Annotated in this window: 11 protein-coding genes and 3 pseudogenes; 3 read left to right on the forward strand and 11 right to left on the reverse strand. The window is 69.9% G+C overall.

Features of this window, described 5'->3' with window-relative positions; genetic code table 11:
• Window positions 1-83: 83 nt before the first annotated feature.
• From AC2W7M_RS02675 to AC2W7M_RS02700, 6 genes and pseudogenes are all read right to left on the reverse strand, one after another.
• Window positions 84-1,067 carry an SLC13 family permease gene (locus AC2W7M_RS02675; protein WP_486129835.1) on the reverse strand — a complete coding sequence of 328 codons (984 nt, stop codon included), beginning with the start codon at window positions 1,065-1,067 and terminating at the stop codon, window positions 84-86.
• A 633-nt stretch (window positions 1,068-1,700) separates the two neighbouring features.
• Complete coding sequence (locus AC2W7M_RS02680) at window positions 1,701-2,468, reverse strand: MOSC domain-containing protein (RefSeq protein WP_486129837.1); 768 nt, start codon at window positions 2,466-2,468, stop codon at window positions 1,701-1,703.
• A 111-nt stretch (window positions 2,469-2,579) separates the two neighbouring features.
• A pseudogene (locus AC2W7M_RS02685) lies at window positions 2,580-3,859 on the reverse strand (TRAP transporter large permease).
• Between the two features lie 12 nt (window positions 3,860-3,871).
• On the reverse strand, window positions 3,872-4,402 hold the full coding sequence (locus AC2W7M_RS02690) for a TRAP transporter small permease subunit (RefSeq protein WP_486129857.1): 531 nt from the start codon (window positions 4,400-4,402) through the stop codon (window positions 3,872-3,874).
• Window positions 4,403-4,465: 63 nt separating this feature from the next.
• Window positions 4,466-5,443: a TRAP transporter substrate-binding protein gene (locus tag AC2W7M_RS02695; RefSeq protein WP_486129839.1), complete on the reverse strand. Its 978-nt coding sequence runs from the start codon at window positions 5,441-5,443 to the stop codon at window positions 4,466-4,468.
• 221 nt (window positions 5,444-5,664) lie between these two features.
• Entirely contained in the window at window positions 5,665-6,717 is a 1,053-nt protein-coding gene (locus AC2W7M_RS02700; RefSeq protein WP_486129841.1) for a mandelate racemase/muconate lactonizing enzyme family protein, read from the reverse strand.
• Between the two features lie 87 nt (window positions 6,718-6,804).
• Between AC2W7M_RS02700 and AC2W7M_RS02705 the strand changes: the two genes are divergently transcribed.
• The gene (locus AC2W7M_RS02705; protein ID WP_486129843.1) at window positions 6,805-7,374 is read left to right on the forward strand and encodes a GAF domain-containing protein; all 570 of its coding nucleotides are present in this window, start codon (window positions 6,805-6,807) and stop codon (window positions 7,372-7,374) included.
• 23 nt (window positions 7,375-7,397) lie between these two features.
• On the opposite strand, the gene AC2W7M_RS02710 is transcribed toward AC2W7M_RS02705, so the two are convergent.
• The 5 genes and pseudogenes from AC2W7M_RS02710 to AC2W7M_RS02730 all read right to left on the reverse strand — a co-directional run bounded on the left by AC2W7M_RS02710 (window position 7,398) and on the right by AC2W7M_RS02730 (window position 12,222).
• Entirely contained in the window at window positions 7,398-7,964 is a 567-nt protein-coding gene (locus AC2W7M_RS02710) for an amidase family protein (RefSeq protein ID WP_486129845.1), read from the reverse strand.
• Window positions 7,961-8,608, reverse strand: a pseudogene (locus AC2W7M_RS02715) (amidase family protein); the annotation flags it as partial. The pseudogene AC2W7M_RS02715 and the gene AC2W7M_RS02710, both read right to left, overlap by 4 nt.
• Before the next feature lie 177 nt (window positions 8,609-8,785).
• Window positions 8,786-9,478 (reverse strand): cyclase family protein, encoded by a 693-nt coding sequence (locus AC2W7M_RS02720; protein WP_486129847.1) that lies wholly within the window; start codon window positions 9,476-9,478, stop codon window positions 8,786-8,788.
• A gap of 100 nt (window positions 9,479-9,578) precedes the next feature.
• A complete protein-coding gene (locus AC2W7M_RS02725; RefSeq protein WP_486129849.1) occupies window positions 9,579-10,781 on the reverse strand; it encodes an ROK family transcriptional regulator in 1,203 nt (400 codons plus the stop codon).
• Window positions 10,782-11,106: 325 nt separating this feature from the next.
• Window positions 11,107-12,222: a TIGR03032 family protein gene (locus tag AC2W7M_RS02730; RefSeq protein ID WP_486129851.1), complete on the reverse strand. Its 1,116-nt coding sequence runs from the start codon at window positions 12,220-12,222 to the stop codon at window positions 11,107-11,109.
• A gap of 243 nt (window positions 12,223-12,465) precedes the next feature.
• Here AC2W7M_RS02730 and AC2W7M_RS02735 point away from each other — a divergent pair, with 243 nt between their 5' ends.
• Together AC2W7M_RS02735 and AC2W7M_RS02740 are read left to right on the forward strand one after the other, a co-directional pair.
• Window positions 12,466-12,780 carry a hypothetical protein gene (locus AC2W7M_RS02735; RefSeq protein WP_486129853.1) on the forward strand — a complete coding sequence of 105 codons (315 nt, stop codon included), beginning with the start codon at window positions 12,466-12,468 and terminating at the stop codon, window positions 12,778-12,780.
• Window positions 12,781-13,293: 513 nt separating this feature from the next.
• A pseudogene (locus AC2W7M_RS02740) lies at window positions 13,294-14,747 on the forward strand (hypothetical protein); the annotation flags it as partial.

Below are 14,747 nucleotides of genomic sequence, written 5' to 3' on the forward strand. Positions count from 1 at the left end.
GCCACCGAAGGCAGGCCCCCGCAACCGGGCCCCGTCGGTGGCCGCATCCGCTTGCGCGCCGTGGCACGCCCGGCGGATGCGGCCTAGGGCAGCCAGCCGATGATGCGCCACCACAACAGGTTGAGCGGCCAGATGATGAACACGGAGAGGACGGCGAGCCGGAAGCAGAAGCCGACCAGCAGCCGGCCGATGCCGGGATTGACCTGCATGGCTACCGCCAGGGGCGGCGCCTGATAGGGCAGGAACACCGTCGAGAAGCCCACCACCTGCGTCATGGCCACGGTTTCCACGGGCAGTCCGGTCATGGCCGCGACACCCGGAGCGATCGGCGTCAGGATCGCCGGCACCGCGACGATGGTGACGAGGAGGCCGAGCGCGGTGGCGATGGCCATCAGGATCAGGACCGTCACGGCGGGATCGGTTCCGCCCCAGGCGACCAGCCGGCCGGTCAGCGCCGCCAGCTCGTGGCCGATGCCGGACGCCTCCAGAACGGCGCCGACGCCGACGACGGCTGCCACATAGAAGATCGGATCGAGGTTGACGGCGCCGAGACCCTTCTCCGGCATCAGGCCCGCGCTCGGCCAAAGGCAGACCACCGCGGCTGCCATGCCGACCCAGGCGGGCGAGACGTGATGCCAGGCATCGCTCAGCCAGGCGAGGATGGTGATCGTCAGGACGACAAGGAGCCGGATTTCCCCGGCTGCGAAGGGGAGGTGACGCGGCGCGGTCTCCCGTCCGGGCATGGCCGGCTCGCGCCGGTAGGTGAACGCCAGCATGGCGAAGATCAGCGCAAGCTTGGCGATGCCGAGCACCGGGTAATGGAGTGCGAGATAGCCCGCGAATGACGGTGCGCCGATCCCCGTCGTCTCCAGAAGTCCGGCGAGCACGTTGTTCGGCACGTTGGCCGGAAGCACCGCCATCGCCGGAAAGAAGGTGCCGGCCATGCCCGCCAGCACGATCGCTCCGGCGCGGCGATCGCGCGCCTCCAGGCCCGCCGCGGCGACAGTCGCCTCCAGCATGGGCATGACCAACAGGATGCGGCCCATGGCGGACGGCATCAGGAACACCAGGCCGGCCCCAAACAGGAGACACGGCGAGAAACAGGGGAAAGCTCTGGGGCCGGCGGCCCGCCAGCGCTTCGCCCAGCCGCTTGGCGAGGCCGGTATGGCGCAGCGCCGCGCCCATGACCGCCCCGGCGATCACCAGCCAGACCGCCGATCCTGCGAATCCGGACAGCACCGTCGTCGCCGGGGCGATCCCGCCGACGATGCAGGCGACGAAGAACATGAGGGCCGAGAGATATTCCGGCAGGGCCCGCGTGGCGAAGAGCGCCATCGTCGTGCCGCACACCAGGAGGACGCCCATCTGGTGGGTGGCGTCGAACCGGCCGGCCATGACGCCGGCCAGCCCGAGGATGCAGATCAGGCCCGCCAGCACAGCGGGCGACAGGAGGGCGCGCCGGCTCATCGCGTCCTCGCGGGCGGCGCCGCTGAAGCCATTCTCCGCCATCGGGCAGGCCTGCGCCGCGGCGCGGGCGCCATGGGAATTCGGCTGGCCATGGGAACTCCGGGACCGGGAATCGCTGCGCCGGGAATATACCCGCAGCCGCCGGCCGGCGTCGCGCAGGACGCGGGGAAAATTGTGCGCGCCGGCCATCGGACCCGAGCGGATGCGCGGTCGGCGGCGATCCGGGCCGGGAATCAGTCGAGAAACGCGATCGGATCGCCCGGCGCGACGCGCCCGCCGTGCTCCACTTCCGCATAGATGCCGAGATCGCTGTGGCCCTGATAGTCGCGGATGGCGAGCGGCAAGTTCAGGTCGCGCACAGCGGTTGCGGGATCGACGCTGGTGGCCGCGCAGCGCCGGGTGCGCCGGACCACCTTGAGCACCACCTCGCCGATGGACAGGCGGCGGTCCACCCAGTCCAGCTCCGACCAGGCGGGCGCGCCGGAGAAATACAGGTTGGCGCGGAAGCGGATCGGGTCCAGCGACACCGCGAGGTGGCGGGACAGGTCGGCGACGGTGTCCAGGTTGATCAGCGAGATGGAGCGCATGAGCGCCACCGAATGCACGCTGACATCGGTGAACTGGTGCCCGGGCGCATGCACCAGCATCGGGTTGCCCGGCAGCGGCACGCCGACAACATCCGCCAGGCGCTGCGCCAGCGCGGCGCCACCGTCCGTGTCGAGCGCGAAGGTCTCGGCCGCACCGCCGTCCTCTATCTCCAGACGGTCCGGCCCGGTCAGCAGGCGGGTGCGCAGGCGGGCGAGGTTCTCGTACTTCGCCAGCATCAGGAACTGGATCTTGGGCGCAGGCTTGGGGTCGCAGGGATCGAACCGCAGGGAGCCGTCCGTGACCGCATAGGCGCGGTCGAGCGGGACGCCGTAGCCGGCAGCCAGGGCGACCTCGGCCAACGGCTCCGCGGAGAGGCCCTTCACCGGGTAGCGGAACAGGCTGTCGATGCGCATCCGGGCCTCGCTGCGGCGGTCGCGCGGCCGCCGGGAGCGGCCGCGGCGCGCGTTCTATCATTCCCGGCAGGGGACGGCCATGCTGGCTTGCGCAATTCGCCCGGCACCCCGCTAGCGGATCGAATCCGGCAGGGTCATCACGATCGCCGGGAAGGCGATCATCAGCCCCAGGAACACGAACAGCAGCGCGATGAAGGGCATGACGCCCGAGATCACTTCGGAGATCGGCCGCTTGGCGATGCCGGTGACCACATAGAGCACCATGCCCACCGGCGGCGTCACCAGCGCGATTTCCATGTTGATGACGAACAGGATGCCGAACCAGATGGGATCGATGTTCAGCGCCACCATCGCCGGATACAGGATCGGCACCACGATGTAGATCACCGAGATGACTTCCAGGATGCAGCCGAGGACCACCAGCATCACCATCACGGCGAGCACGAACAGGGTGGCGGACAGATCGAGGTTGTTGATGAGGTTCATCAGGCTCTGGCTGACCTGCAGCGTGGTCACGGCATGGCCGAGGATCACCGAGCACGACACCAGGAACAGGATCATGCAGGACGTGGTCATGCTGTCCATGAACACCGAGAAAAGATCGCGCAGCTTGAGGGTGCGGTAGATCAGCAGCGTCAGGACCAGGGAATAGAGGACGCCGATGCCCGCGGCCTCGGTCGCCGTGAAGACGCCGAAATAGATGCCGCCGATGATGATGACCGGAAGCACCAGGGCGCCGCTGGCATAGCGGGTCTGGGCCCAGCGCGCGGCCCAGGTGGCCTTCGGCAGCGGCGTGAAGCCGGCGTCGGTCACCGCCCGCACGATGACGTAGGCGATCAGCATCGCCGTCAGCACGAGGCCCGGCGCGAGGCCCGCCGTGAACAGCTTGCCGACCGACTGGTCGGTGATCGCGCCGTAGAGCAGCAGCGGGATCGAGGGCGGGATGAGGATGCCGAGCGTGCCGGAGGCGGCGATGAGGCCGAAGGTCAGGCGGCGGTCGTAGCCGCGGTCGAGCATCGGCTTCATGGCCACCATGGCCATGCTGGCGGCGTTGGCGATCGAGCTGCCGGTGATGCTGGCACCGATGGCGCTGGTGAGCACCGTCGAGACGCCGAGGCCGCCCGGCAGATGCCCGACCCAGCGCGTCACCGCCTCGAACAGGATCTCGGTCACGCCGCGCGCCGCAGGATCTCGCTCATCAGCACGAACAGGGGGATCGCGGTGATGAGGAAGGAATTGTTCGCCGCATAGAGGGTCGGGCCGAGCATGGACAAAGCGTGCGGCCCGTCCAGCAGCAGGGCGACCCCGAGGCCGATGATCCCGAGGCCGATGCCGATGGGAATGCCCGTGGCCAGGACAAGGAGCAGGGCGACAATCAGCGCGAGGGCCATGGTCTGCTCCCGTTAAACCGGCAGGACGTGGTCGGCAGAGGCAGGCGCCTCCGCGCGGCGGACAAGCCCTAGCCGCACCAGCGCGCGCGCCACGAACTCCAGGGTCAGCACGAAGAACGACACCGGAATGATGGATTGCGGGATCCACAGCGGGATGCGCAGCTCGCCGACGCTGACGGCGCCGAGAATCTGGGACAGTTCGACGAAGCTCACGCCCGACCACACGACCAGCGCGCAGAACACGGCCGCCACCAGATCGGTGGCGGCGCCGAGGCCGTCGCGCACGCGCTTGCTGAGGCGGGAGGTGATGAGATCGACTTCCAGATGGCCGTTCAGGCGCAACACGTAGCCGGCGCCGAGGAAGGCGATCGCGATCACGCCGTAGATGGAGAATTCGTTGCTCCAGATGGTGGCGTGGCCGAACACGCCGCGTTCGATCACTTCCCACGCCACCGAAACAAACACGCACAGCAGCCCGCCGATGGCCAATACGGCGGCGGCCAGGGAAATCCAGCCGATCACCCGGTCCAACAGATTCAACATCCCCACCACTCCTCCCTCAGGGCGTCAGCGGCACGGCAGGGTTCCCCCGCCGTGCCGCGCCGCTCAGAGACCCTTCACCCACTCCACGAGCGCCTTGTCCTCGGCATCCGCCCGCTTGCCCCAGCTCGCATAGACCGGCTCGAGCACCACGGCCCACGCCTTCTTCTGCTCGGGGGTCAGGATGGTGACATTGCCCTTGGTGCGCAGGAACTCGGTGCTCTTCTGGTCGCGCACGATGGATTCATTGACGCTCCACTCGAAGGCTTCCTTGCCGGCTTCCAGCAGCGCCTTCTGGTTCTTTTCCGAGAGCGAATTGAACTTGGCGAGGTTCATGTTCATGGCGAACACGCCGAACGCCACCTGCGCCACGGTGGTTTCCTTGCCGGCTTCCCAGAGCTTGCGGGAATCGATCGAGGACACGCCCGTGATGGCGCCGTCGATGGTGCCGCTCTGGATCGCCAGATACATCTCGCCGGGGTCCATGGTCACCGGCGAGGCGCCCAGAAGCCGCAGGGACTCGGAGGCCAGCGCGCCATAGCTGCGGATCTTCGTGCCCTTGAAGTCTTCGGCCTTCACCAGAGCGCGGTCGCGCATGGAGAAGTCGAACAGCGAGCCGAAGAACATGACGCCGAGCGGCTTCATGCGGCGCTTGGCCATCTTGCGGGTATAGGCCTCGAACAGCTGGCCGCCCGGCGCCCAGGCCTTCGCCGCGTGGCGCGCGTCGCGGAACAGGAATGGCAGGTCATTGAGTTCGGAGATGGCGTCGGCGGTCCACACATTGGTGAGGTTGTCGCCGATGTCCAGCGCGCCGGACGCCACCGCGGTCGGAATGTCGTGCGCCTTGTAGAGCTGGCCGGAGGGATAGACCTCCACCTTCACCTGGCCGCCGGTCTTCTCGGCGACCAGCTTGGCGAACAGCTTCTGGCCGTCGGTCATGTGGTGCGATGCCGGCAGCGTGCCGGCATATCGCAGCGTCACCTCCTGCGCGGAGGCCGACGGCACGGCCATCGCCGTGACGACAGCAGCCGCAACCATCTTCATCGCGTGCCTCAAGTCCATAACGGGCTCCTGCGTCATGTTTGGATACCGTCGGCAATCAAATGCGCAGGCGCGCGGGGCGTCAAGGACGGAATAGGGCAGGGGGGCTGTCCGGGCGGGCGATTTGCAGCCTTCTTGCGCAGTCGTCCAAAATATCCGCACCGAATGACGCCGCCTTAGTCACTCCGCCACCGCGTAGCGCCGGATCAAATCGAGGTCCGGGGTCACGCCGAGGCCCGGACCCAGGGGGACGCGCGCGAGGCCGCCGCGGGGAGCGGCGCGTCGACCACATCGGCGGCGAGATACCTGTGGGTCAGGCTAACCCCCCACCTTGCATCATGGGTCAGCGCCGCCAGATGCAGGCTGGCGGCCGAGCCGATGCTGGTCTCGGCGATCTTGCTCGCCACCACCGGAATGAGATCGTGCGCGCGCATCAGGTCGATGGCCGCGACGACGCGCGACAGGGGACCGAACTTCAGCGCCTTCAGTCCGGCGCCGCCGATCGCCTTGTGCTGCGCATAGGCGGCGAGATCGCGCAGCGCGTGCAGCCCCTCGTCGAGGCAGAGAGGCGTCGCGCACGAGCCGGCCAGCGCGCGGAATCCGGCCTCGTCCTCGTCGCCGACCGGCTGTTCCAGATAAGCGAGGCCGAGGTCCGCCGCGCCGGCGAGGTAGGCGGCCGCCTGCGCGACGCTCCAGCCCATATTGGCGTCGGCCGACAGGTGTGCCGCCGGCCCGATCGCCGCCCGGACCGCCGCCGTCAACGCAATGTCGGCGGCGACGTCCGCCCGTCCCACCTTGATCTTGAAATGGGTGAAGCCCGCGGCCAGTGCGTGCGCCGCTTCCGCAAGCGGATCGGCGCTGCCGATCATGGCGATCAGGGGGACGCGGTCCTGGCGGCGCGGTCCGAGCACCGCATGGAAGGGCACGCCCCGGCGCCGCGCCGCGAGATCGGCGAGGGCGATGGCGACGGCGGCTTTGGCGCCGGTATTGCCGCGGATGGCGCGGTCGAGGCGCTGTTCCAGCGCCGGCAGGCTCTCGCTGTCCTGGCCCATGAGGGCCGGCGCCAGACGCTGGCGCACTGCGGCCGTCATCCCGGCGAGCAGTTCGCCGTTCATGGTCGGCGCACTGGCGCTCTCGCCCCAGCCCCAATGGCCGTCCGCGTCACCAACCCGGACGATCAGATTTTCGGCGGTTCGGATCGTCTCGCTCGCCAGCACCATCGGCGCCGTCAGCGGAAGTGCCACCGGGAAAGCGTCGATGCCCACGATGGTCGCCATGGCCCCTCCGACACCGCTTGGCTTGCATTTTGAAGCTTTTCATTACAGACAGTAACCAATAGCGGTTTGATTTGAAACAGGTGGCACGTGGACAATCATACGGATGCACTGATCGGCCTCGGCCGGCTGGCGCGCGAGGCGAGCTTCGCGGATGGACCGGAAGAGGCGCTGTGGGTCGTGACCCGTGCCCTGCCGTCCTTCTTTCTGGAACGCAATGACGGCGCCCAGCCGCCCACCGCCTGCACGGCCTTCATCCTGACGCCCGACCGGCGGTTCCACCTCATCACCGCGCCGGTGAACTTCGCCGCCGAGCAGCACCACGAGAAGGTCGCCTTGGAGCTGGGGCATCCCGGCCATGTGGCGGCGACCCGCCAGCCGCTGCTGCTCGCCAACACCGGGCACCACACCAGCTTCGTGAAGATCCTGCAGACCTTTCGCGCCGGCTCGGCGATGTTCGCGCCGCTGATGTGGGGCGAGGCCTATCTCGGCTGCATGATCTGCGCGAGCGCCGCCCAGAACACCTTCCGCGAGCGCGACCTGCTGGTGCATCAAACGTGCGCCTCATTGGCCGCGGCGCTGTGGGTGGCGAAGGGCGGGCCGGCCTGGCTCGCGGCCCTCGACCTCGCCGCGCTGCCCGAGCGCACCGCTCCGAGCTGAACCGAGCGCGCAGCGACCATGCCTCAGCCCTGAAGCGGCGCCAGTCGCTCCCACGGGCTCTGCCGGTCGAGGGCGTCCGCCAAAGCGAGCAGACCGTCCTCGCTGCCGGCGGCGCCGACGAGCTGGATGCCGATGGGCAATCCGCTCGCCGCGGGCGCTGCGGGCACGCTGATGGCGGCAAACCCCGCGATGTTGACGAAGGTGGTGAAGACGGCGGAGGCCCGCGGGGAGGCGTCCTTCCCGTCGATCATCGCCGGAAAGGCGTGCTCGCGCGGCCAGGGCAGCGCCGCCGCGGTGGGTGTCAGCAGCAGGTCCAGCCCGTCGAACAGCACCTCCAGCCGCCGCCGCAGGGCGAGCACCGCGTCGAGGGCGTCCAAATAGTCCGTGGCCGCGAGCGCAAGGCCGGTCTCGGCCATGGCGGCGATGGGGGCAGTGACGCGCGCGCCGCCAGTCGGCGAACGGGCGCACCGTGCGCGCCACGCCGGCGGCGGCGAGGGTGGCGAAGAGCCGGTTGACCTCGTCCGGATCGTAGGGCGCCGGGATCGCCTTGACGTGGTGACCCAACTGCTCAAGCCGGCCGATGGTCTCATCGTAGCTGCGGCGCACCTCCCGATCGAGCGGCCAGCCGGGGAGATCGCAGAAGGCGCCGATCACCCGTGGCCGGGCATCGGTTTCCGGCGGGGGCGGGCAGGGGAGCGGGGAGGGGGCGGATGATCGCCATCGCCGACCGCACGTCGCCGGCCGTCCGCGCGATGACGCCGACGGTCTGGAGGTCGGACGTCAGGGCCGGAAAAACCCGCGCCGCGGCGAATCCTGCCGACGGAGGCCTTGAGGCCGACGCATCCCGCATGGCTCGCCGGCCGCCGGGTGGAGCCGCCCGCATCGGTCGCCAGCGCGAGGGCGCGATGCCGCCGCGACGGTCCGCCACCGCGCCGCCGCTGGAGCCGCCGGGCGACAGGCGCGGATCCCAGGGATTGCCGGTCGATCCGAACAGGTCGTTGGAGGTGAAGCCGGCCAGCGACAGTTCGGGGGTGTTGGTCTTGCCGAGGATGAGCGCCCCCGCGGCCCTGAGGCGCGCGACGGGCAGGTCATCCTCCTCGGCCACATGGTCGCCGAAGAGCCGGCTGCCCCAGGTGGCGCGCAGCCCGCGCACGAACAGATTGTCCTTGACGGTGACCGGCACGCCGTCGAGGTCCGACAAAGGCGCGCCGCGCCGCCAGCGGGCGCGCGACTGCTCGGCCGCCGCCCCGTGCGCCTTCCGCGTCCAGCGTGACGACGGCGTTGAGCGCGCCGTTCACCGCGCCGAGCCGGCCGAGGCAGCTTTCCAGCGCTTGGACCGGATCGGCCGTGCCCGCGGCATAGACCGCCGCGAGGTCCGCGGCGGTGAGGCGCCAGAGCGCGCCCGACGGGCTCATTGATCGAGGATCGCGACCGCGCGGATCGGGCTGCCGGTGCCGCCCCGGATCTTCAGCGGAAAGCCGATGAAGCGGAACCGGCCCTTGCCGATCAGAGCCTCCATGTTCACGAGGCCCTCCACATGGGTGAAGCCCATGTCGCGGCACACCATGTGGACCTCGAAATTGTTCTTGCCCGGCCGGCCGGGGCTCACCGCCTCGACGCCGAACATGGCGATCTTCTTCGCCCCCAGCCACTCGGCCGATTCCTTGGTCAGGCCGGGGAAGTCGGTGAGATAGCCGGGCGTGTCGTAGCAGCGGTTGTAGAAGTTCATGTGCAGCAGCACCATGTCGCGCGGCCCGATGGTGACGCCGGCCGCCTTCTCCGCCGCCTCCAAATCGGCGATCGAGATGTCCGACTTCAGCTCCTTGTGCGACAGGTCGAGGCAGACCGCCTCCAGATAGAAATCCTCCAGCGGCAGTTCGTGGATCGCCTTCGCGCCGGGGGCGGCGTTGAAGTGCACCGGCGCGTCCACGTGGGTGCCCGCATGGTCGCCGATGGCGAGCGACAGGGTCGCCGACGAAAACTTCACGCCCTCCGCCTCGCGGATCTCGTCATGGGTGCTGTAGGGCGTGATGACGATGGACGGATGGTTCAGGAGCCGCGGCATCTTGTGGTAGATTTCGCGGCTGAGATCGATGAATTGCATGCGGCCACCCATTTGATTGCTGGCGACAATTAAATGGGAAATTCATCGCCGGTGCAAGCGCGCCGGGCGGGAGCCGCGCGCGCGGCTCAGCGGCGGCCGGTCAGGCCGCGAACAGGAATTCAGCGAGCGCGAAAAGTTCGGCGGCGCGCCGGTAGCCGGTCTGCGAGACGTGGACCGGCGGCGCCACCTGGCCGGTGCGGGCATAGGTTTCGCCGAGGCCGGCGCGCACGCCGTCCACATAGGCGCCGGCCTGCGGCACCGGGCCGGCCAAAGTCACCCGCTGCGGCGGCAGGACGCCGCTCGCCGGCGCCAGCTGGAGGCCCAGCGCCATTCCCGCGGTGTGAAAGAGGCTTGCCCAGGCGGGATCGCCCGCATTGGCGCGCCGCACGGCGTTGTCGATGGCGCTCATCTCGCGGCTGACGTCGTCGGCGTCGGCGGGCGGCATGGCGTGCTTCACCGAAAGCTGGCGCAGCAGCGCATGGCCGGACGCCAACGTGGTCAGGCAGCCCACCGCGCCGCACCCGCAGCGCTCGATCGAGCCGGGCACCGGCGTGTGGCCGAGCAGGCGCTCGTCCTGGGTGCTGCGATAGGGCCGCCCGTCGATCATGACGCTGGTGCCGAGGCCGAGCGCGACATGGATCAGCATCTCCACCGCCGGCTGGCCGGGGAGGGGTTCCTTGCGCTGGTAGGCCTCGGCGCTGCTCAGCGCATTGCCGATGGTCTCAAGACGCACCGGCATGCCGAGCGCCTGCTCCAGCGCCGGGCCGACGGACAATGCGGTGAGGGAGCGGATGGAGGAGACGAGGACCGTGCCGCGCCCGTGGTCCACCGCCCCCGCCGTCACGAGGCCCATGCCCAGCACCCGCTCGCGCGGCAGGCGCGCGGCACGCAGGATCTTGCGCGCCTGGGCGGCGATGAAGCCGACCACCGCCGGACCGTCGAGATTGAGCACCTCGGCGAGCGGCTCGGTGCGGATCGCTTCGCCCGCAAGATTGACCAGGCTGAGGGTCTGTTCGGAAATGGCGAGGCAGGCCGAGAGCACATAAGCGCCGCCGGGATTGAGCTCGAGCCCGATATGGCGCCGCCCCGGCCGCGAGACCACGATCTCGCCGACCTCGCGGATCAGCCCCTGGTCGATCAGGTCGCGGCTGATGCGCGAGACGGCGGCCTCGGTCAGGCTGATGCGCTTGGCGATCTCCGAGCGCGAGATGCCCGACTGCCGCGCCACCTCGCGGACGATGTGCGTCCGGTTGTTGGAGCGGAGAATCTGGACACCGACCGGTTCCGGCCTCGGCTTGATCATCAAGACCTCGATTTCGGCTGCGTCTGCCAAGCCCCCGCTCGCGCGAATGTGGCGCGATCCGAGGGTCCAGTGCAAATGCCCGACGAGGCACGGTTCTGACAAGCGAAACAGGAGACGGCCTTCATCCGCTGTGTGGGTTGCGGCCGTCGATCGGCGCACTGACCCGTCCAACCATGGCCATCACCATGGGCGACCCGGCCGGCATCGGGCGGAGATCATCCTGGGCGCGCTCCTCCCGTTCTCGGGCGCGACCCCGGCCTCGACCTCATCGTGCGCGGCGGCAGGTTGTGCGAGGCGAGCCTCGATCAGATCGCCTTGAAGAGCCTCATGAGGGAGTGGCGGAGGGATATCCCGGCGCGTCCAGAGGGCGATCGGGCGCCTCGACGCTGAGCAGGCCGCTCAGTTCCGGACCGCTCATGGGCGCGGCCATGGGGCAGGCGACGCCGGGCAGCACGACCACGTCGAACAATTCCCTGACCGCGCCGTCGAGGCGGATCCATTCCACCACGTCGCCGGTGGCAAGCCGGATGATCTGGACGCCGCACCACGGCGCGCCGCCGCGCCGCGTGATCTCGGCCTCGATGGGCAGCCCGGAAAAGCTCAGGTCGCGCGGCAGCGACAGGGTGACGATGGCGTGGCCGGCATGGAAGGCGAGGCCGCGCAGGAAACCGGGACAGAAGGCGACATCCTCCTTCGCGCCGGTCTCAGGGTCGATGCGAACCAGATAGCCGCGCGCGGAATCCAGCACCCAGAGGAAGCCGTCGTGCAGCCGGGGGGAGTGCGGCATGCACAGGCCGTCCGCGACCACGGCGTCGTCGTCCACGCGGATCACCACGCCGCCGCCGACCCGCTGCTCACGCCAGCCGTCCACCACATCGGTGCGGGCGACGGCGGTGACGTAGCGCACCCGTCCGTCTTCGAGGCACAGGCCGTTGAGATGGCAGCGGTCCTCGGCGGCGAGGCGGGACACGAACTTGGGCCGCCAGAGCGGCTTGAAGCTGGCCGCGTGGCTGAGCGTGGCGAGGCAGGAATACTTGGTGTTGACGAACACCAGCCGGCCGCTCGCCTCCACCGCCAGTTCGTGCGCGTCCACGTCGCCGGTGACGAACGCGGCCCGGGGCACATAGAGGCGGTCGAAATGGGTGTTGGCCCGCTCGTTCGGGCCGAGCATGTCGGACAGGCGCCAGATCTGGAGCAGGGAGGCGAGAAACAGATCGCCGCCGCGGCTCCACAGCCCCATGGCGCGCGTGAAATCGCGCTGGTGGAAGGAGAGGTTGCCGTCGCCGAACTGGCCGATGAGGAACAGCTGGCCGGACTGGTAGGACGAGAATGCGAGGCTCGCCCGGTGCTGCACTAGCCAGTTCGCAAAGGTGCGCGAACAGGAAATCTGCGTCGCGTCGGGCGCAAGCGCGCCGGTTTCGCTTCCGGCCGCCGGGGGCATGCCGTTTGCGATCGTCTCTGACTGATTCATCGAGAAGTCCCCGGGCCGGACCTTCGGGCCTGCGCAGCCTTGCGTCAACATCGTCACCGCAACGCCTTTCTCGTTCAGGTATCGGGCTTCCCAACGCGCGGTGGCCGCGTCATTTCAAACGCCTTTCCCCATTGCGATTTACCTCGCGCACGCGCACTCTGTAACCGCTGGCTGGGCATGCTGGGGGCGGGAATGCTGGGTGGCGGTGTCGCGTTGAGCCGTGGTGTCCGCACCACGGCATCGTCGGTCTATGGCGCATCCACGGCGCGCATGCTGCTGTCGACGGCCCTCACCACCTCGCTTTGCGGCCTCGTCCTGGTGGCAGCGCCGATCCCGCCGGCGGCGGCGCAGGTGGCGGTCACGGTTCCGTTCAGCCAGACCATGCAGGGCGGCGCGGGTTCGACCGGCGCCAGCTACAACTACAGTTTTGAGAGCGCCACCGGCAACCCCGGGGGGCGCGGGGGACGGGCATCGGCCCGACCTCCATCACGATCACCGGCGGATCGACGGGCACCTACGCCGTCATGAGCAACACCCAGGGCGGTGTCGGCGGTACGGGCGGGCAAGGCACGGTCGCGCTCGGCACCGGCACCGGCACCGGCGGCGCAGGGGGCGTCGGGGGTTATGGGGGCGCCTTCACCGCCATCGTCTCCGGGGTCACGGCGAACCAGGCCAGCGGGACGGTGATCGCGGTCAGCACCACGGGGGGCGCCGGCGGCACCGGCGGCTACGGCTACAGCTATCTGGGCCAGGCCTATGGCGGCGCGGGCCAGACCGGCGGCAATGGCGGTTCGGTCGGCATCACGGTTTCGGGCTCCAGCCTGTCCTCCCAGGCGAGCGGCATTGTTATCTCCACCGTCGGCGGCGGTGGTGGCACGGGGGGGCAGGCCCGCGGCTTCGCGAACTCCTATGGGGGCAATGGTGGAGACGGGGGACAGGGCGGCAACGCGTCGCTCTCGGTCTCGTCCTCCACCATCGCGAGCGCGGTCGGACCGGCTCTAGGCGTCGTCTCCATGGGCGGGAGCGGCGGTGCCAGTGCCTATGTCCACGCCGATGCCGCTGCCCAAGGCGGCTTCGCCGGCGCGCGTGGCCGGAGGAGCGGTGACCGTCACCCTCTCCGGCGTGACGGCAACGAGTTCAGGCGGACCGGGCGTCTATGCCGCCTCACTGGGCGGCACCGGCGGGGCATCCGCGGAAGCCGATTCCCGTGTCGCCAACGCCACCGGCCAAAGGGGCGGCTCCGGCGGCAACGCCGGAAGCGTCACCATCGTGGTTTCCGGCACTGTCTCCTCCGCGCAGTCCGGCATCGTGGCCAAGGCCAATGGCGGGAATGGCGGCCAGGGCGGCTTCAGCGACGGCGGCCTGTCCAAATCCTGGGGCGGCGACGGCGGCCTCGGCGGCAATGGCGGGACCGTCTCGGTCACCGTGCAGCAACAGTCCCAGATCACCACCACGGGCGCCTCCGCTCCGGCCATCGCGGTCTATGCCAATGGCGGTGCGGGCGGCCTCGGCGGCAAGGCGAGCGCGGCCGACGAAGCCTATGGCGGCAACGGCGGCAATGGCGGCACGAGCGGCACCGCAAGCCTGACGGTGCAGAGCGGCGTCAGCATCGTCACCAGCGGCGATTTCGCCCATGCGGTCATCGTCACCGCCAATGGTGGCGCGGGCGGCAATGGCGCGCCCGCCGACGATTCGCTGAACGAAGTGGGCGGCAATGGCGGCACCGGCGGCAGCGCGGCCACCGGCACCGTCGTCAATGTGAACATCGCCGGCGGCACGACCATCCAGACCTCGGGCTATGCCGCCAACGGCATCGTCGCCCAGAGCCTCGGCGGCACCGGCGCCAACGGCGCCTCGGTGGGCGGCTTCGTCACCAGTTCCGGCGGCGTCGCCGGCCCGGGCGGCAGCTCGGGATATGTCTATCTGAAGTCGGCCGGCGCCGTGTCCACCACCGGCAACGGCTCGGTGGGCATCGTCGTGCAGTCGGTGGCGGGCGGCGGCGGCAATGGCGGCTCGGCAGACGCGGTCTTCGTCTCCATGGGCGGCAACGGCGCCGTCAGCGGCGCGGCGGGCGGCGCCACCGGCATCAATACCGGCAGCGTCACCACCACCGGCAACTACGCCCACGGCATGCTGGTGCAGTCGGTGGGCGGCGGTGGCGGCAACCTCGTCATCGGCGACTGCGGCGCCTCGGGAACCGGCTGCGTCGCCGTGGGTGGCTCCACCACCGGATCGTCCGGCACCGGCGGCGGCGCCGCGGCGACGGCGAAGAACTACGGCTCCATCACCACGAGCGGCAAGTTCTCCGACGGCGTTCTCGCCCAGTCGGTGGGTGGCGGCGGCGGCAATGGCGGCGGCTCCGGCGGCGTGGTGTCGCTCGGCGGGCAGGGTGCTGCGGGCGGCAACGCCGACACGACGACGCTATACAATTCGGGGCGGGTCGCCACCACCGGTGACAACGCGCTCGGCCTCGTCGCGCAGTCGGTGGGCGGCGG

The organism is Xanthobacter sp. BG11Y11_SDJG (assembly GCF_057364445.1).

What these genes read in the sequence shown, in the direction of transcription:
- AC2W7M_RS02700 (WP_486129841.1), bottom strand. Translation starts at nt 6,717, where the DNA reads ATGGCGACCATCGTGGGCATCGACGCTTTCCCGGTGGCACTTCCGCTG.
- AC2W7M_RS02710 (WP_486129845.1), bottom strand. Translation starts at nt 7,964, where the DNA reads ATGAGACCATCGGCCGGCTTGAGCAGTTGGGTCACCACGTCAAGGCGA.
- AC2W7M_RS02720 (WP_486129847.1), bottom strand. Translation starts at nt 9,478, where the DNA reads ATGCAATTCATCGATCTCAGCCGCGAAATCTACCACAAGATGCCGCGG.
- AC2W7M_RS02680 (WP_486129837.1), bottom strand. Translation starts at nt 2,468, where the DNA reads ATGCGCATCGACAGCCTGTTCCGCTACCCGGTGAAGGGCCTCTCCGCG.
- AC2W7M_RS02730 (WP_486129851.1), bottom strand. Translation starts at nt 12,222, where the DNA reads ATGCCCCCGGCGGCCGGAAGCGAAACCGGCGCGCTTGCGCCCGACGCG.
- AC2W7M_RS02690 (WP_486129857.1), bottom strand. Translation starts at nt 4,402, where the DNA reads ATGTTGAATCTGTTGGACCGGGTGATCGGCTGGATTTCCCTGGCCGCC.
- AC2W7M_RS02695 (WP_486129839.1), bottom strand. Translation starts at nt 5,443, where the DNA reads ATGAAGATGGTTGCGGCTGCTGTCGTCACGGCGATGGCCGTGCCGTCG.
- AC2W7M_RS02725 (WP_486129849.1), bottom strand. Translation starts at nt 10,781, where the DNA reads ATGATCAAGCCGAGGCCGGAACCGGTCGGTGTCCAGATTCTCCGCTCC.